The organism is Flavobacterium chungangense LMG 26729 (assembly GCF_000735715.2).
Lineage (GTDB): Bacteria > Bacteroidota > Bacteroidia > Flavobacteriales > Flavobacteriaceae > Flavobacterium > Flavobacterium chungangense.
This window is the reverse complement of record NZ_JASY01000009.1, coordinates 98,367-116,812: the sequence shown is the minus strand read 5'-3', so window position 1 is coordinate 116,812 and position 18,446 is coordinate 98,367. Positions and strand designations below refer to the sequence as shown.

Here is an 18,446-nt window from a genome sequence, read left to right as displayed (position 1 = left end):
AGAAATAATTGTGAAAATTCGTAAAATAAATTTATTCATAATGAATGAATGGGTATTGATATTAAAAATTAAAAAAGGTTTTTATTGCATTTTTTTCTTCGAAATCTTCTCATGAATTTTCAACGTTTCCTGCAAAGCTGCGCTAGCATACCAAGGCGTTAATTCAGCTTCCAATAAATTAGCTTTTATGGCAGGGTCAGTAGCAACAAGTATTTTGGCTTCGTCTATTGTTTCTACATTAAAAATATAAATTCCTCTGTAGTTTCTGTCATTTTTCATAAAAGGCCCTGCGACAACCAGCTTTCCTTCTTTGGCTAATTTGTTGATATTCTTCATATGGCCTTCAAATAATTTTTTACTTTCTTCTTTGGAAGCCGTAGTATTGGTTCCCGATTTTAAAAGGCAGAAAACATATTTTTTCATACAGTATTCATCGGCATGAAGCGATTTTGCTAATGCTTCGTCATATTTTGCGTCGGTTTCCTGTGAAAATCCGATAACACTTACCGTTAAAAAAAAGAATAAGGACAGAGATTTTTTCATGACAAAATAAATTTTAAGTTAACAGTTATGTTGAGTGAAAACTTGGTTTTTATTTATTTAAAATAATGGTTTTCATAATTCAAATCTATAAAATTTGGAATCTTTTCATGTTTTTTGTCTTCCCAGCTTCTAAAGGTAAAATCTTCAATTTTTTGAATTAAATCAGAGTCTAATTCTATATTGGTTTGTTTGCAAAAAGCTAAAATTGTCGCATATCCCACAATAGTCGGATTCGTATCTGTTGCAATTAGTCCTTCTACTTTTTTTATTTTAACAGTCCATTTGGTTTCAGTTTTACAAAAGACAAATTCCAATCCTTTTATTACAGCCTTTCTCCAGTTTGAGAAACTTACTTTACCAGGTTCGTCTTTGGCTGGGATACTTGCTAAATCGCCCATTCTGATCCAGCCGTCACCGGTATATTCTTCTATAATTTTGTTTTGATTGTTATTGGGACTAATCTTAAGATTTATAATGGCAAAAAAAGGTTTTCCGTTTTTTACCTTTTGCCATCGATAATCTAATGTTTCATTAATCATATAAATTTTTTAAAGCATTTTTTTAAGAATAACAATCTGTCCCAGATGATAAACATCATGCTGAATAATTCCGTGAATATGTTCGTAATACGTATGATTATTATTAGCGTATATTTTTGCCAGATCAGCATCATCAAAATCTTCAAAAAAAGTATTCCAGGCTTCTTGTGATTTTGCGAGACTTTGGAGTGATTGCTCCCAGGCAGCTTCGGATGGATCTAAAACAGGTACAAAATAATTATGATCAGGCGTTATAATTAACTCTCCCTGAACCCGTTTTAAAATGTTTCTTCTCCATTGTATTAGATGATTAACAATTTCCCAAATCGTATTGAGATTGGGATTTGCCTTTTTGTAAGCCTGTCCTGCAGTAATATCCTTTAAAGTATCTGCCAAAGTGACTTCAAGCCACGGATTTCCATTATAGATGGATTGATATAAATTTGAAATTCTCTTGCTTTCTGACATAATAAATGGTTTTTTGCAATTCATAGCTAAGATACAAATTAGTATTTTACAACTCATCCCTAAAATTCTACAATTGGGTTATTATATATTTTTTAACAAGAATGATTGAAATACATTTGCTTCATCAAAATCAATCTTATGAAAACCAAATTACTTTTTACAATCAGTTTTTTATGTATTACGATTTTCACTTTTGCTCAAACGACTATTTCCGGAAAAGTAGTTGACCAAAAAGGAAAACCAGTGACAGGTGCCAACATTTATATCGACGGAACTTATGATGGAGCCACCAGTTCTGAAACAGGAGATTTTTCTTTTGAAACCACTTCTACAGGAAATCAATTTATAATCATAAGCTTTTTATTGTATGAAACATTCAAAAAAGAAATAGATGTTACTAATTTTAAAAATCAAACGGTTAAACTAAGAGAAAATGTAAATGCACTAGATGCAGTTGTCATCACTGCCGGAACTTTAGAATCCGGGGATAAAGCAAGAGTTTCTGTTTTAAAACCTTTAGATATTGTAACCACTGCTGGTTCTGCGGGAAATATTATTGCTGCGTTACAGACTTTGCCGGGAACACAAACGGTTGGTGAAGATGGACGTTTGTTTGTACGTGGAGGAGAAGCCAGCGAAACGCAGACTTTTGTTGACGGAATTCGAGTGGCTCAGCCGTACGGGGCAACAACCAATAATTTGCCAACCCGAGGAAGGTTTTCTCCTTTTTTATTCAGTGGAATTGCATTTTCAACTGGAGGTTATTCGGCCGAGTATGGCGAAGCTTTATCAAGTGTTTTATTGCTGAATACTCAGGATGAACCTGATATGAACAAAACCGAAATTGCTTTAATGACTGTTGGTTTAGGGTTAGGAAACACACAGAAATGGAAAAAAAGCTCGTTGAGTGTGAATACGGCTTACATTAATCTGGCACCTTATCAGGCAGTGATTCCACAGAATGTAGATTGGAATAGTCCTTATCAGTCCTTATCCGGAGAAACCGTTTACCGATATCATTTTACAAACGGAATTTTCAAATTATATGCTGCTTTCGATGCTTCTAAATTTGATCTGAATCAGAAAAACATCAATTTCGAAGACAAAATCAGAACCGATTTAAACAATAATAATTTCTATCTTAATGCGTCTTACAAAGGAACTTTTGGCACTGGCTGGCAATTAACATCAGGAATTAGTTATGGATACAGTGTAAACAAAATTAAATATGATGTAAATGATGTTGATAATGATGAGAATGCAGCTCAATTGAAACTAAAATTAAGAAAAAGTGTTTCAGATTATTTTAAATTATCCTTTGGAGCTGATTATTTCATTACCAAATTCAATGAAAATTTTGATAATAATGCCAATATCCAAACTTCAAATGGTTACGATTCAAATATTGCCGCTTTTTATACAGAAGGAGACATTTTATTTTCCAAAAATTTAGCTGCAAAAGTAGGTTTCAGACTTTCGAATAACAGTTTGCTTAATGAAACCAATATTGCACCGAGAGCATCTATTGCTTATAAAGTTTCAAAGAGCAGTCAGTTTTCTTTTGCTTACGGAGATTTTACACAAACACCGGTTGTCGATTACATCAAATATTCAAAATACCACCAATTTGAAAGTGAAAAGGCAAGACATTATATCTTAAACTATCAATTTACAAAACCCGGACAGACTTTTAGAGCCGAAGGGTATTACAAAGATTACAGTAATTTAGTTCAATATGATACGAGAGATATCGCTTATAATTCGGTTTTCAATAATAACGGATCAGGTTATGCTAAAGGATTGGATTTATTTTGGAGAGACAGCAATTTATACAAAAACTTAGAATATTGGATTTCTTATTCATACATCGATTCAGAAAGGCAGTATAAAAATTTTCCAACAATGGCCACTCCGGGTTTTATAGGGAATCATAGTTTGTCAATTGTAACGAAATATTTTATTACCGACTGGAAATCGCAAATTGGTTTTACAAACAGTTATAGTTCCGGACGTCCCTATAATGACCCAAACCAAACGCAGTTCATGAACGGAAAAACAAAATCATATAACAGTTTGAGTTTTAACTGGGCGTATTTATTAACAACACAAAAAATCCTGTATTTCTCTGTTTCAAATATATTAGGAAGCCAAAACGTTTTTGGTTACGATTACGCAAAGCTACCGGATGCAAATGGAGTTTACCAAAGACAGGCTGTTGTGCCAACTGCAGACCGCTTTTTCTTCTTAGGCTTCTTCTGGACCATTAGTAAGAATAAGAATGACAATCAGTTGAAGAATTTATAGGGATTAGGTTCTAAATATTTATTTTTAGATACTAAAAAAACAATTCAGTAGCCAAATTCGACAACTCAGTATCATTTAATTTTATAAGACTAAAAACCAGCATACTTTTGACGTATAAATTAATAATCAGAGTTTTAATCATCAATAAAAAACGTAGAGATTTAGATCTCAGAACATAAACACTAAAAATAACTTTAAAACAAAGAAATCATGACCAAAATTATTACAGCCTTTACATTATTTATCTGTAGTTTATTATCTGCACAAACACAATTTGAACAAGGAATGGGTAAAGCTTTCGGGCTTTGGAAAGAAGGGAAAAATGCTGAAGCTTCGGCAATGTTTGAAAGAATTGCAGCAGCAGACAAAACCAGCTATTTACCTAATTATTATGTTGCCTTAATTAATACAACAGCAGTTTTTACTGAAAAAGACAAAACAAAAATTGATTTGTTATTGACAAAAGCGCAAGATGCTTTAGATAAGGAAATAATAAAAGATCAAAACAATGCCGAGTTATATGTTTTGCAGGCTTTGATTTATACAGGATATGTTGTAGCTGATCCAATGACAAACGGAATGAAATATTCTGGTAAAGTAATGGAAGCTTACGCAAAAGCAAAAGCAATAGATCCAAATAATCCGAGAGCCGTTTTTGGAGAAGCAGATTATCAATTAGGCGGCGCAAAATGGACAGGTGTTGATACAAAACCACTGTGTGTACAAGTTGATAAAGCTATCGAACTTTTTGGTACTTTTAAACCTGAAACTCAATTTTCACCAAAATGGGGATTGGAAAGAGCTTTGGAGGCACAAAAAAACTGTAAAAAATAAAAAACTAATTTAAGCTGATTATAATGAAACACAATGGAAATACATATGCAGATCTAAAAAGCGGAACTATTGTTTCGTTTAAGATTTCTATGATTTTTACAGTAATATTTTCAGCTTGTTTAGGAGATGATTTAAACATTCAAAACGTTATTATAACTTTTTTCATAAGCTGCCTTTATTCTTTTGGAGTAGGTTTCGGAAATGGATTTCTTAACGTTCTTCTTGATAAAAAGTGGGATTGGCTGGAGCAGACCAATCTAAGGGTTTACTACGGAATTATGGTTACAATTTTGTATACTGTTCCAGTCGTTTTAGGAATAAATTATTACATTTTTGTTTACCTTCAAAATCTGCCTGTAGACAAATTCTTTAGTGAGAGAATGATCTGGATACATCTTTTTTACATCATTTTATCTTTAGCGGTTTCGACTTTCATGCAGGCCAGAAGTTTTATGGTAAAATGGAAACAGGCATCAAAATTTGAAATAACACAGCAAAAGATTATTGCCGGAACAGCAAATGCTAAATTCGAAAGTTTAAAAAATCAAATCGATCCGCATTTTCTTTTCAATAGCCTAAATGTATTAAGCTCTTTGATTGAAGAAAATCCGGATAATGCGCAGCGATTCACAACCTCTTTATCAAAAATTTATCGTTATGTTTTAGAGCAAAAAGATAAAGAACTGGTTTTGGTTGAAGATGAATTATCGTTCGCAAAAACCTACATGAATTTGCTAAAAATGCGCTTCGAAAATAGTTTGTTTTACGAGTTGCCGGCAACAGCGATTAATCCGGATGCAAAAGTGGTCCCGTTATCTTTGCAGCTTTTATTAGAAAATACTGTAAAGCATAATGTAGTAAGTGAACAAAAGCCATTGCATATTCGAATTTTCATTGATGGAAATTGTTTAGCTGTACAAAATGATTTTCAGAAGAAAGAAGTTTTGCAGGACAGGCAAGGCGTCGGATTGCAAAATATCGTAAATCGATATGCAATTATAACCAACAGAAAGGTATTAATTGAACAAAATGAACAAACATTCACCGTTAAGATTCCGATTTTAACGAAACAAATAGCAGTTATGGAAACAAATGCAGATTATAGCAATGAAAATAAAGCATATTTCAGAGCTAAAAAAAGAGTAGAAGAACTGAAAGGATTTTACGCAAATGTAATTTCGTATTGTTGCGTGGTACCCTTTTTAGTTTTTATAAATTTGAGGTTTTCTCCCGGATTTCAATGGTTTTGGTTCTCAGCGATAGGATGGGGATTTGGAGTTGTGATGCATGCTTTTAAAGTTTTTGGTTACAGCTCAGATTGGGAAGAAAGAAAAATCAGAGAAATTCTGGAAAAAGAAAATAAGAAACAAACCTGGAAATAGTATGGAATCAAATAATCCTGAAGCAGAACGTTATTATCAGGCTCAAAAAAAAGTAAAAGAAATTAGAGAGTTTTATCAACATTTAACTGTGTTCTTACTTTGTAATCCAATTGTAATTGCTGTAAACCTTATGACTTCGCCGGGTTATTTATATTTTTGGTATTCTTTGTTAGGCTGGGGAGTTGCAATTATTTTACATGGACTAAAGGCCTTTGATCGTTTCCCTTTTTTTGGTAAAGAGTGGGAAAAAAGAAAAATGGATGAAATTCTGGAAAAAGAGAATAATAAACAAAAATGGGATTAATCATGGAAATAAAGTATAGCGAAGAAGATAAGTATGATCAGGCTAAAAAGAAAGTCGAGGCTATAAAAGGGTTTTACAGTAATTTAACTTCTTATATAGGTGTTAATATAGTTTTGATTTTTGTCAATCTATACACTTCGCCAAATCATTTATGGTTTTATTGGCCACTAATTTGGTGGGGAATAGGAGTTGTATTTCACGGTTTAAAGGTTTTCGAAGTATTTCCGGTTTTAGGAAAAGGCTGGGAAGAAAAAAAGATCCGGGAAATCATGGATAAAGAAAAAGAGAAACAAAATAAATGGCAATAACTTTTAAATCAGAATAAGATGGGACGTTTTAGAAAACGCATATACGAGGAATATTCACAAGAGTTTAGCAATGACGAGCATTTTGAAATTGCATACAAAAAAGTAAAAAGAATAAAAGGTTTTTACTCGCATTTAAAGATTTATATAATCGTTAATGCAGTTATCATTATTTCCAATTTGAGCAGGGATTTTTCCGGGATAAGATTAAATGAAGGTGCTTTTTTTGAATGGCATACGTATTCAACAGCTGTTTTTTGGGGTATCGGTTTAGCCGCTCATGCATTATCTGTCTTTGGTCGCAATATTTTCTTTGGTGATGATTGGGAAAAAAGAAAGATTCAGGAATATATGAGTAAACAGTCCGCTAATAACAATAAATGGGAATAATTTTTTTTCAAATTTCAGACTTATAAATGACCACATTAATTATAGAAGACGAAAAACCTGCTGCAAGATTATTACAGCGAAAACTCGAAAAATTAGCTATTTCAGTAGAAACCATGCTGCATTCTGTAGAAGAATCTATTGACTGGTTTGCCAACAACGAACATCCGGATCTGATATTTTTGGATATTCAGCTGTCTGATGGTTTATCGTTTGAAATTTTTGAAAAAATAGATATCAAAAGCGCTATCATTTTTACAACAGCTTATGATGAATATGCTTTAAAAGCCTTTAAATTAAATAGTATCGATTATCTTTTAAAACCAATTGATGAAGATGATTTAGAAGTGGCGGTTGAAAAATATAAAACCAGAATTCCTAAACAAGATTCAGGCAATAAGAACCTGCAGCTTGATTTTGAGCAAATTAGAAAAATGCTGACCAATCCTTTTGAGAAGACTTATAAAAATAGATTTACAGTCAAAATAGGACAGCATTTAAAAGTCATTACTACAGAAGAAATTGAATGTATCTTTAGTGAGAATAAAGGAACTTACATTCACACTTTCGACAACAGAAACTATTTAATCGATTCTACTTTAGAGATTCTTGAACAGGAATTAGACATGAAGAATTTTTTTCGTGTAAGCAGAAAATTTATAGTGCCATTAAAAGCCATTAAAGAAATTCAGGTTTATACCAATTCACGGTTAAAAGTGATTTTACCAAGTTATAAAGATGATGAGGTAATTGTAAGCCGTGAAAAAGTTCAGGATTTTAAGAGTTGGTTAGGGTAAAACTTTACGGAAATATTCATTATTAGAAAAAGATAAATAAAAAAGAGCCGTAAATCGGCTCTTTTTGTGTTTTGTATAAATGCATCTTATTTGCTCACTCGATGCAAAGTATAAGTCATAGCACTCAAAAGAAAAAAGGCCATAACCTGGTGAATCAATCCTAAAGCTAAAGGAACGCTGTACAATAAAGTGAAAACTCCAAGGAGAAACTGAATAAATACAAAAAGGACCAGAATATTAATTCCGTTTGACTGAGTTCTGGTAAGTGCATATTTTTTGCTTTTGAAGAAAAGAAAAAGAATAATCGCAACAACTGCATACGCAAAAGTTCTGTGTACAAACTGAACCCCGCTTTTCCCTTCAATTAAATTCTTCACCAAAGAAGACTGCTCAATAAAAACCGATTCATGAATAAATTCTCCATCGCTCATTAACGGCCAGTGATTGTGAATTAACCCGGCATTCAATCCGGCTACAAATCCGCCGTAAATAATCTGGATTAATAAAGCTGCCAAAGCATATCTGGCGATAGTACGAAGCGGAATTATTCTGTTGATATTTCTTTCCGGATAAATCAAATCCAGTGCAACCCAAAGTGTATAAGCGAAAGTGATAAAAGCAAAAGTCAGGTGAAGTGAAAGTCTAAAATGACTTACATCCGGATTATCAATTAATCCGCTTCTTACCATAAACCATCCTAAGAATCCTTGGAAACCTCCCATTGCCAAAAGAACAATACATTTTTTGATAGTAGGAGTATCTAATTTCTTTTTGATTAAAAAGTAAACGAAAGGCACAAAGAAAACCAATCCGATAATGCGACCGATAAAACGGTGAAACCATTCCCAGAAATAAATGAATTTATAATCGGCTAATTGAAAATCGTTGTGAATATTGATTTTTTGGTACTCCGGAAATTTCTTGTATTGTTCAAAAGCTTCGTTCCATTTTGCTTCTGTCAAAGGCGGAAAAGTGTCCGTTACCAAATGCCAGTCGGTCATGGATAAACCTGAATTGGTTAAACGGGTGATACCGCCCACGACAACCATTAAAAATAATAAAACACAACCCGATAGTAACCAAATGATTACTGATTTATTCTCTTTTTTCATTCTGATCCGATTAATTCGATTTCGTTTTTGTTTTTTATTTTGGAAATTCTTTTTAAATATAATTTAGCAAAACATATGTTTACTAAGATGCTTGGGAGAAATATGATGCTTCCAACAATAATTCTTGTTGTTAAATTTTGAAGATCTAATTCTATATCAGTAAGATGATTAAACGCAGGACTTGTCATTACTAAAGCAATTAGAAAAATTATAGAACAAGGAGTAACAATAGATGCTAAAAAATAAAGTAAATTGTACTTGTAATGTTTTTTTTTACTGTTTTTTAGTCCTTTGAAAAAAATATAGTTTGGATAGATAATAACTACAGCAAGTAAAATTCTATAAATTACTTTGTAAATATCCATTATTTTTTAAGTGTTAAATTCAACTTTTCAGCTCTTTTAATCACAAAATCATAAGCCGCCTGGTATTCATTTGGAATATCACCTTCTAAAATAGCTTCTTTCACCGCTTCTTTTAACACCCCGATTTCACGAGAAGGCTTCAAATCAAACATTTCCATAATTTCTTCCCCGGTAATTGGCGGCTGGAAATTACGAACATGATCGCGTTCTTCTACTTCAACAATTTTCTTGCGGACAAGTTCAAAGTTCTTATGGTATTTTTTGAACTTTGCCGGATTCTTGGTTGTTATATCTGCTTCACATAAAGTCATTAGATTTTCTACATCTTCACCGGCATCAAAAACCAAACGGCGAACAGCGCTGTCAGTTACAATATCTTCCGCCAATACAATTGGACGCGAGCTCATAATGACCATTTTTTGCACAAATTTCATTTTATGATTCAATGGCATGTGCAAACGTTCAAAAATTTTCTTAGCCATTTTACCGCCAAGAAATTCATGCCCATGAAAAGTCCAGCCTTGTTTTTTATTGAAACGTTTTGTTGGTGCTTTTCCAATATCGTGTAATAAAGCAGACCAGCGAAGCCAAACATCATCTGTATTTGGACAGATATTGTCTACTACTTCAAGTGTGTGATAAAAGTTATTTTTATGTGTGTGTCCTTCAATTTCTTCAACCTGATTCAGTGCTGTTAATTCAGGTAAAATCAAATCTAAAAGCCCTGTTTCGTATAAAAGTAAAAATCCGGTTGAAGGTTTTGGAGTAGAAAGAATTTTGTTTAATTCATCTACAATTCTTTCGCCTGAGATAATTTTGATGCGATCTGCATTTTTCGTTATGGCTTCTAATGAATTTCTTTCTATAACAAAATTCAATTGTGTTGCAAAACGAATGGCACGAAGCATACGCAAAGGATCATCAGAATACGTAATATCCGGATCATCTAATGGTGTTTTGATTATTCCAAGTTTTAAATCCAATAAACCGTTAAAAGGGTCTAAAAGATCTCCAAAATTATTTTCGTTTAATGATAAAGCCAAAGCATTTATAGTAAAATCCCGACGGTTTTGATCATCCTGCAAAGTTCCGTTCTCCACAATCGGATTTCGGCTGTCACGATTATAGGATTCTTTTCGGGCACCAACAAATTCAATGTCCGTATCTTCAAAACGAAGCATTGCTGTTCCGTACGTTTTAAAAACCTGAACCTTTGGTTTGTTCGGAAGTAAATCAGAAACTTTAAGTGCTAATTCGATTCCGCTTCCAACTGCAACAACGTCGATATCTTTTTTTGAACCCCGGTTTAAAAGCAAATCACGAACAAATCCGCCGATTACGTATGAATCGACATTTAATTCTCGGGATGCTTTCGAAATGATTTCGAAGATTTTGTTTTGTAAAGCTGTTTTATAGTTTGTTTGTATAGTCACGAATTCGCTGATTTTTGAGTAAGTGCAATTTGAATTTCTGTCGAAATAAAATGCATGCAAATTTACAACATAGAAAATGCCTTTTATAATCTATGGTTGACTTTTTTGAATAATTTCACAATTTTTCAATTGAATTTTATTAAAATAATATGGTGAAGCTGAATTACACGAATTCATTGGAAGTTATACTCAAAGATTTTAAAAATAAATTCGTGAATTCGTGGCGAAAAAAACTACTCCACAATAAAACAAATCAATTATGATCTGTTTTTAGAAATGCAATTTGTATTTTTGAATCATACAAAAACGTACAAATGAAAATTGTTATATCTCCGGCGAAATCTTTGAATTTCGAAAAAGAATTACCAACATCTCAATATACTGAACCTTCATTTTTAAAAGAAGCAAAAATAGTTCACAAAGTTGTAAAGCAAAAAAAACCTGCTGAGCTATCAGAATTAATGTCAATCTCAGACAAATTAGCCGACTTGAACTGGAAAAGAAATCAGGATTGGAAAACACCTTTTACACCAGAAAATGCACGCCCGGCAGTTTATACATTCGATGGTGATGTGTATACTGGTTTAGACGCATATACAATTCCGTTACAGAAATTAGATGCGTTGCAGGATAAATTAAGAATCTTATCAGGACTTTACGGGCTTTTAAAACCATTGGATTTAATGCAGGCATACCGTTTGGAAATGGGAACTAAAATACCAGTTGCTGAATCTAAAAACCTGCACGAGTTTTGGAAACCAACGGTTACTAAAGCGTTAAACAAAGAATTAAAAAAGGACGAATTATTCGTGAATTTGGCGAGTAACGAATATTTCTCAGCTGTAGATGTGAAAGCTTTAAAAGTTCCTGTAATCACTCCGGATTTTAAAGATTATAAGGATGGGAAACTAAAAATGATTAGTTTCTTCGCAAAGAAGGCGAGAGGCATGATGGTGCGCTATATTATTGACACAAATGCTGAAACTATTGAGGATTTGAAAGGCTTTAATTATGAAGGATATCAGTTTGATGCGAATCTTTCAAAAGGAAATCATTTGGTTTTTACAAGATGATTTTTAAAGTTGCTAAGATTTTGAGAAGCTAAGTTTTAAGTTTTTTTCTTCAAAACATTTTTCTTCTTATAAGCACATTTTACAAAAAACTAAAAAATCCGTGTCACAGGAAACTGACACGGATTTTTCGTATTATAAATAATTACTAAATATTAATGCATCGCATCTGCGGGATTAATCTTGTTCTTTCCTCTTTTGATAAAAAAGATAATTGGAATGCAGCATAAAAACATAATTCCTAAATACATGAAAATATCCATATATGATAAAACGGTACTTTGTTTAAGTACAGAAAGATCAATAGCCTGATATGCTTTTTTCATCGCTTCATCTGCTGTAAATCCTTTAGCTATGAAAGATTTTTGCATTCCGGCAAGACGCTGCTGAACATCGTATTTTGCGGGATTTAAGTTTGTCAGTAAATTAACTCTGTGTTCCTGGCTTAATCTTGTAATAAATGTTGTAATGATGGCAATACCAAATGAACCTCCTAACTGACGCATCATTCCGGTAAAGGCGGCTCCTTCTCCAATTTGTTTTCCCTTTAATGTTGAAAGTGAAAGTGTGGTAATAGGCACAAACAATAATCCTAAACCAATCCCTCTTAAAATTAACGGCCAGAATAAATGTTCTGCTCCGGTATCAGGCGTCATTCGATTGTGCATTAAAAGCGTGAAGAAAAAGAAGACTAAAAATCCAACTCCAACCATATATCCCTGGGGCACGCCTTTCTGAATCATATTTCCAACAAATGGCATCATAATCGCCGTTGTGATCGAACCTGGAATTAAAAGTAATCCGGCATCCATCGCAGTCCACCCTAAGATCGACTGTGTGTAAATTGGTATAATTAATGTCGATCCATACAAACCAAAGCCAAGAATAAAACACATTACGGTTCCAATTCTTAAATTTCCATCTTTTAAAACACTTAAGTTTACAATTGGATGTTTATACGTCAGCTCTCTCCAAATAAACAATATTAAACCAAGAACTGTTACAACACTTAAAGTTATAATAAGAGAATCGTTAAACCAATCATCCTGTTGACCGTGCTCTAATACGAATTGTAATGACCCGATAAAAGACGTTAATAATATAATTCCCCACCAGTCTACCTGATTGGCTTTTAGCTTTTCTCCATATTTTGGACTTCTCACAAAGCTTATCGCCAGAATAGTAGCAATAATTCCCAGTGGAATATTAATGTAAAAAATGTAAGGCCAGGAATAGGTATCTACTAAATATCCACCTAATGGCGGACCTAAAGTGGGTCCAACAATTACACCCATTCCGTAAATGGCCTGTGCCATACCTCGTTTTGCAACCGGATAACTTTCGGTAATAATCGTTTGGGCTGTTACCAGTAATGCTCCTCCGCCCATACCCTGTACGAATCTAAAAGCTACAAGCTCCCATATATTGGTAGCGTTACCGCATAAAAAAGAACAGACGGTAAATATTATGATAGAGGCCACAAAATAATTACGACGTCCAAATTGCTGCGATAGCCAGCTCGTCATCGGAATTACAATAACATTCGCAATTGCGTATGCTGTAATTACCCACGCCACATCGGTCAGGGTAGCACCAAGGCTCCCTCGCATGTGCGTTAGTGCTACGTTTACAATTGTGGTATCTACAATTTCCAGCAGTGCACAAAGTACTGCGGTTATCGTAATGATCACACGTCTATAACCATATTCTACTAAATCATCATCTGATTGTACTGCTGCTGCCATTTATATTATTTCAAATGTACGTCTACATCAACATTCATTCCTGGTCTCAAAAGTTTTACTTTCTCAGGATCGTTTGAAGGATCTAAACTAATTTTTACCGGTAATCTTTGGATTGTCTTTACGAAATTTCCTGTAGCATTGTCTGGGGGCAATAAAGAAAAACGGGATCCTGTTGCCGGAGAGAAAGAAGTTAAAGTACCTTTAAACTCATAATTAGGATAAGCATCTACTTTTAAGCTTACTTTTTGTCCCACGACCATTTTATTTAATTGTGTTTCTTTAAAGTTAGCTACAACCCAGGCTTCATTATTATTGATAATATAAAATAAAGATTGTCCCGGCTGTACTAATTGTCCCGGCTGAATATCAACTTTAGACACCTGTCCGTCAATCGCAGCGGTAATTACTGTATAAGATAAATTCAAATGTGCTACATCCAGCATTGTTTTTGCTTTCTTAATGTTAGCAGCTGCAACTTCTGTTTGTTTATCAGAAACTTTAGATTTTGACTGGATTACTGATTTTTGAAAAGAGCTTGCTCTTTGTTGCTGCTCTAAAACGCGCACTTGATTTTCAGCTTCATCTTTTGCCGTTTGTGCCTGTTCAAATTGCTGTTTTGTAATGGTATGTGTTTTATATAGATTGTTGTAACGGTTAAAATCGTTTGTAGCTTGTCTTAATTTGATTTTGGCACTTTCGATAGAACTGCCAGCCGATTTCATTTGAGCATCAGAAACATTAATACTTGCATATGCGCTTCCAATATCAGCTTTTGCAGCTTCGTATTGACCTTCAGCTCCCAATAAAGCAGCTTGTGCTTCATCGATTTTTAGCTGATAATCTCTTTTGTCAATGGTAAACAAAGTATCTCCTTTTTTTACAAAATCATTATCCTTTACATAAACCTTGCTGATATATCCGGATACTCGAGGAATAATCGGATTCATTTTTTTCTCAATCTGCGCATCGTCTGTTTCTTCATGAGACTGAGAGTGTATGTATTTTGAAATCCCGTAAGTTCCCCCTACTAAAATCAAAACGGTTAGTATGATGATGAATTTTTTATTTGTCTTTTTCTTTTCCATGAGAGCTAGCGATTATATTTTAGAAAGATTGAATGATTGTGATAATTGTCCTGATACTGAAAGCAGTTCGTAATATTTTTGAATAATACTTGCTTTTGATAAAGCAGTATTTATTTTAGCGCTTAAATATTCAACGTCAGCTTCCACAAGGTCGTTAGTGTCTGATAAACCGTTGTCGAATTTATCTTTTACCAGTCTGTAATTTTCAGATGCCTGCTGCAATGCTTCATCATAAACCACACTTTGATTAATGGCTAAGTCATAATCTTCAATAGATTTTTGAACTTCAACTTTGATACGATCCGTTAAAAGTGCTTCAGAATTTTTTACTTCAAGCGCTTTACTTTCAGCCTCTCTTACGTGAGCATTGTTTTTTATAATTCCGGATAAATCATACGTCAAACCAACGCCAAAATTCATCGCATATTTTACAGTAATGAAATCTTTCAGATCAAAAGCTGTATAACCTCCTAATAAAGCTAAAGATGGGTAATAACCAGCTTTTGCTACTCTAATGTTTGATTCACTTGCTTTAGATTGTAAACGAACAGCTTCTAAATCCTTTCTGTTTTCCAATGCCAATGCATCAGATGTTGGGGCATTACTTGTTTTTAAATTAAAGAAATCCTGCTCATTAACCTCAATTTTAACAGAAGGCTCTAATTTAAGTAATGTCGTTAAATAGAAATTGATATTATTGATATTGTTATTCGTTTCTTCAATAGATAATTGCGTTTTAGAAACCATTAATTGTGCTTTCAATAAATCATTTCTCGGAATGATTCCGTTTTTCTCTAATTCCGTAAAATCAGTAACACGCTGTTTCGCCTGTTTCTGATTTTCGTTTAAAAGATCTAACGTTTTTTGCGCTTTATATAATGCAGTATAATAGGTAATAACGCGAAGTGCAACATCTTCTTTCGTTTTGACCGCATTTGCAGTTTCAGCTTCGTATAAACTTTCGTAAGTATCTATACTGCTCTGGATTTTAAATCCGGAGAAGATTGGCAGACTAAGATTCGCCATCCCTAACATAGCGCGATCCGGTGAAGCCATTGACTCAGAACTTGCTTCGTCATTATGCATGTCGATTGAAGCTTTTCCTAAGCGTTGGTATTGTCCCGAAATTTTCAGGTCCGGGTATTGGTTATTTTTAACCGACTGTAATTCGTATTTTTTTGTGTTTACCTTAGTGTTGGCAAGTGTAACTTCGTTACTCTTTTCCCAGGCCAGTTTAACGGCTTCATCTAAGGTTAAACTTGTTTTTTCTTGTGCTTCTGTTGAAGATATTCCGATAAAGAAAACTCCAAAGAGCATTAATTGACTAATTTTCATAAACAAGTAGTGCTTTTATAGTTTGTTGAATGTGCTTTTTAAGAGTGGTTTTTATGTAATTATCATACAATTCTTCGGTGTTTAAATTCAGTAATTCTACGAAGAAAGGTTTATTCATATGAAAATGAAAAAAAGTTCCGATTATTGTAGGTGTGATAAGCGGAATGATAACATCTTTTCTAAAAACGCCTTTTGCCTGACCTTGGGAAATAATACTTTCTACAGATTTTAAGTTACCCTTTTTTAGCTCTGTAAAGGCGGTCATGCTCTTTTCTCTTTCTTTTGAATTGAGCTCAAAATGCAAAACTCTGAAAATACCTTTATTGCAATTAATTCTGGTAATGTAAATTTCAATTAACTTATTGACTTTCTCGAGTGGCTCGATATTTTCCTGCAATAAATTTTCAAGTTTTAATTTTAAATCAGATGTTTTGTAGATAATCAGTGATTCCAATAGTAAGTCTTTTGAACCAAAATAATACGATATCATCGCAACATTAATTTTTGCAATCTTTGAGATATCCCGTATTGAGGTGCCTTCAAATCCCTTCTCAGAAAACAGCTTTTCAGCTACTTCCAGAATCTGAATTTTTTTATCATTAAATTCGATGTTTGACATGATAGTGTTTCTAATCGAGTACAAAATTAAACACTTGTTTAATTTAAACACTTGTTTAGTTTTTGTTTAACGTAATATTAACATAAAACGGTTTCGCATTTTTGGTATAAAAAAAGCTTAAACAGTTATCATTTCAGCTTTCTTAATTTTTTTTGTCATTCCAGCGAAAGAGAACTCATAAACTTTATTATAATGTAGTTTAATTTATCGAATCTCTTCAATAAACGCAGCAATTCTACACTTTTCATTTTCAGATAAAATGGTATATTTATTTATTTTATTGCTCTAAAATCCACTTTCCATCTTCTAATTTATAAACATATAAAGGACTTGCCAAACAGGTGAACATTGGTTTATAAAATAACGCTGCTTTTTTATTTTTTTCATCTATAATAGGTTTAGAAAAATATAGAAAAATGCCATCTGAACATTTTTTCGAGAGAATAACTTCTTTGTCTTTATTATTGTTAAAAACCAAATTTCGTTTGATGATTTTGATGTTTTTTTGTTTCAAAGAAATGGTATCTAATATGAATTTTTCGGAAACATTTTCTAAACTATCCAGTTGTTTTATATCCTTTAGATGAAGTTTTTTTAAAATAAACGACTTAATACTAACTTCAATATCTGGATTTTCATGAGTTCTTATTTTAATCATTGACTCTTGAGGCATTTCCAAAATGCATCCGCATGAATCATCTTTAGCAATTTGTTGAATCAATTCATTAGCTTTGGCATTATACGTTGATTGTGAAAAGGATTCGTCTTTTTGACATCCTGTAAAAAGTAAAAAAAGACAAGAAATTAAAAGAGATATATTAAGTTTCTTCATATAATTTTTTAAAATAAATTTCTTTATAAATATATAATAATCTATCGATGTAATTTGGTCAATAAAAAAACGGCATCTATAAATTTAGATGCCGTTTGAATTTTTGTAAGCAAAAAGAAAATCCTATCGAATTCCTCCAACAAATTCAGCAATTTTTCCACTTCCGCTTTCAGATAAATGTTTGATAAAAGCACTACCGATAATTGCTCCTTTTGCATATTTCGTAGCCTGATTGAAGGTTTCTTTGTTTGAAATTCCGAAACCTACGATTTGAGGATTTTTCAGGTTGAGGTTTGAAATTCTCTCAAAATAGGTTTCCTGAGTGTTTCCAAAACCTGCCTGAGAACCCGTAACACTTGCCGAACTTACCATATAAATGAATCCGTTTGAAACGCTGTCGATAAAACGGATACGCTCGTCTGAAGTTTGTGGTGTAATTAAAAATACATTGATTAAACCGTATTTTTCAAAAATAGCTTTGTATTGATCTGCGTAAACATCAACCGGAAGATCCGGAATAATTAAGCCGTCGATACCAATTTCGGCACATTTTTTACAAAAAGCTTCAACTCCATATTGTAACATCGGATTGAAATACCCCATAATAATCAACGGGATTTTTACGCTTTCGCGGATGTTACCCAGCTGGTCAAAAAGAATCTGAGTAGTCATTCCGTTATGAAGTGCCGTTGTTGAGCTCGCCTGAATTGTTGGTCCGTCTGCCAAAGGATCGCTGAAAGGAAGACCAATTTCGATTAAGTCTACACCATTTTTTTCTAAATCCTGAATGATTTGAACGGTATCATTTAAACTTGGATATCCCGCAGAAAAATAAATAGAAAGGATCTTTTTATCTTCTTGTAATTTTTGAGTTATTCTGTTCATTGTTTTATTTTTTGTTCCTGCAAGGTTTTGAAAACCTTGCAGGTATTGTCGTTTATTAATGTAAATCTATAAGGTTTTGAAAACCTTACAGGATAAAGATTA

General features: G+C 33.1%; 19 protein-coding genes. 8 read left to right on the top strand and 11 right to left on the bottom strand.

Annotated elements, in window-relative coordinates; all coding sequences use genetic code 11:
• Positions 1–81: 81 nt before the first annotated feature.
• Genes JE46_RS16380 through JE46_RS16370 form a run of 3 tightly spaced genes read right to left on the bottom strand, consistent with a single transcriptional unit; the run spans position 82 to position 1,550 of the window.
• The gene (locus JE46_RS16380) at positions 82–543 is read right to left on the bottom strand and encodes a YciI family protein (protein WP_031456362.1); all 462 of its coding nucleotides are present in this window, start codon (positions 541–543) and stop codon (positions 82–84) included.
• Positions 544–596: 53 nt separating this feature from the next.
• Complete coding sequence (locus JE46_RS16375) at positions 597–1,082, bottom strand: hypothetical protein (protein ID WP_031456361.1); 486 nt, start codon at positions 1,080–1,082, stop codon at positions 597–599.
• A 9-nt stretch (positions 1,083–1,091) separates the two neighbouring features.
• Positions 1,092–1,550, bottom strand: coding sequence for a DinB family protein (locus JE46_RS16370; RefSeq protein ID WP_031456360.1), 459 nt, complete (start codon positions 1,548–1,550; stop codon positions 1,092–1,094).
• A 138-nt stretch (positions 1,551–1,688) separates the two neighbouring features.
• Between JE46_RS16370 and JE46_RS16365 the strand changes: the two genes are divergently transcribed.
• From JE46_RS16365 to JE46_RS16335, 7 genes are all read left to right on the top strand, one after another.
• A complete protein-coding gene (locus JE46_RS16365; protein WP_031456359.1) occupies positions 1,689–3,854 on the top strand; it encodes a TonB-dependent receptor in 2,166 nt (721 codons plus the stop codon).
• A gap of 210 nt (positions 3,855–4,064) precedes the next feature.
• Positions 4,065–4,688: a tetratricopeptide repeat protein gene (locus JE46_RS16360; protein WP_031456358.1), complete on the top strand. Its 624-nt coding sequence runs from the start codon at positions 4,065–4,067 to the stop codon at positions 4,686–4,688.
• Positions 4,689–4,711: 23 nt separating this feature from the next.
• Complete coding sequence (locus tag JE46_RS16355) at positions 4,712–6,070, top strand: 2TM domain-containing protein (RefSeq protein ID WP_031456357.1); 1,359 nt, start codon at positions 4,712–4,714, stop codon at positions 6,068–6,070.
• A 1-nt stretch (position 6,071) separates the two neighbouring features.
• Entirely contained in the window at positions 6,072–6,374 is a 303-nt protein-coding gene (locus tag JE46_RS16350; RefSeq protein ID WP_031456356.1) for a 2TM domain-containing protein, read from the top strand.
• Between the two features lie 2 nt (positions 6,375–6,376).
• Positions 6,377–6,682, top strand: coding sequence for a 2TM domain-containing protein (locus JE46_RS16345; RefSeq protein WP_236010776.1), 306 nt, complete (start codon positions 6,377–6,379; stop codon positions 6,680–6,682).
• 18 nt (positions 6,683–6,700) lie between these two features.
• On the top strand, positions 6,701–7,069 hold the full coding sequence (locus tag JE46_RS16340) for a 2TM domain-containing protein (RefSeq protein WP_031456354.1): 369 nt from the start codon (positions 6,701–6,703) through the stop codon (positions 7,067–7,069).
• Between the two features lie 26 nt (positions 7,070–7,095).
• On the top strand, positions 7,096–7,863 hold the full coding sequence (locus JE46_RS16335) for a LytR/AlgR family response regulator transcription factor (protein ID WP_031456353.1): 768 nt from the start codon (positions 7,096–7,098) through the stop codon (positions 7,861–7,863).
• Between the two features lie 86 nt (positions 7,864–7,949).
• On the opposite strand, the gene JE46_RS16330 is transcribed toward JE46_RS16335, so the two are convergent.
• Both JE46_RS16330 and JE46_RS16320 read right to left on the bottom strand, forming a co-directional pair.
• On the bottom strand, positions 7,950–8,975 hold the full coding sequence (locus JE46_RS16330; protein WP_031456352.1) for a COX15/CtaA family protein: 1,026 nt from the start codon (positions 8,973–8,975) through the stop codon (positions 7,950–7,952).
• A gap of 364 nt (positions 8,976–9,339) precedes the next feature.
• Positions 9,340–10,773 carry a CCA tRNA nucleotidyltransferase gene (locus tag JE46_RS16320; protein WP_031456350.1) on the bottom strand — a complete coding sequence of 478 codons (1,434 nt, stop codon included), beginning with the start codon at positions 10,771–10,773 and terminating at the stop codon, positions 9,340–9,342.
• A 314-nt stretch (positions 10,774–11,087) separates the two neighbouring features.
• Here JE46_RS16320 and yaaA point away from each other — a divergent pair, with 314 nt between their 5' ends.
• On the top strand, positions 11,088–11,846 hold the full coding sequence (yaaA, locus tag JE46_RS16315) for a peroxide stress protein YaaA (protein WP_031456349.1): 759 nt from the start codon (positions 11,088–11,090) through the stop codon (positions 11,844–11,846).
• Between the two features lie 152 nt (positions 11,847–11,998).
• On the opposite strand, the gene JE46_RS16310 is transcribed toward yaaA, so the two are convergent.
• The 6 genes from JE46_RS16310 to trpA all read right to left on the bottom strand — a co-directional run bounded on the left by JE46_RS16310 (position 11,999) and on the right by trpA (position 18,344).
• A complete protein-coding gene (locus JE46_RS16310; RefSeq protein WP_031456348.1) occupies positions 11,999–13,588 on the bottom strand; it encodes a DHA2 family efflux MFS transporter permease subunit in 1,590 nt (529 codons plus the stop codon).
• A 5-nt stretch (positions 13,589–13,593) separates the two neighbouring features.
• Positions 13,594–14,673 carry an HlyD family secretion protein gene (locus JE46_RS16305; RefSeq protein WP_031456347.1) on the bottom strand — a complete coding sequence of 360 codons (1,080 nt, stop codon included), beginning with the start codon at positions 14,671–14,673 and terminating at the stop codon, positions 13,594–13,596.
• Between the two features lie 12 nt (positions 14,674–14,685).
• Positions 14,686–16,008, bottom strand: a complete 1,323-nt coding sequence (locus tag JE46_RS16300) for a TolC family protein (protein WP_031456346.1) — start codon at positions 16,006–16,008, stop codon at positions 14,686–14,688.
• Complete coding sequence (locus JE46_RS16295; protein WP_031456345.1) at positions 15,998–16,627, bottom strand: TetR/AcrR family transcriptional regulator; 630 nt, start codon at positions 16,625–16,627, stop codon at positions 15,998–16,000. Before JE46_RS16295 ends, JE46_RS16300 begins: the two co-directional genes overlap by 11 nt.
• A gap of 277 nt (positions 16,628–16,904) precedes the next feature.
• Complete coding sequence (locus tag JE46_RS16290; protein ID WP_031456344.1) at positions 16,905–17,459, bottom strand: hypothetical protein; 555 nt, start codon at positions 17,457–17,459, stop codon at positions 16,905–16,907.
• Positions 17,460–17,582: 123 nt separating this feature from the next.
• On the bottom strand, positions 17,583–18,344 hold the full coding sequence (gene trpA / locus JE46_RS16285) for a tryptophan synthase subunit alpha (RefSeq protein ID WP_031456343.1): 762 nt from the start codon (positions 18,342–18,344) through the stop codon (positions 17,583–17,585).
• Positions 18,345–18,446 lie beyond the last annotated feature (102 nt).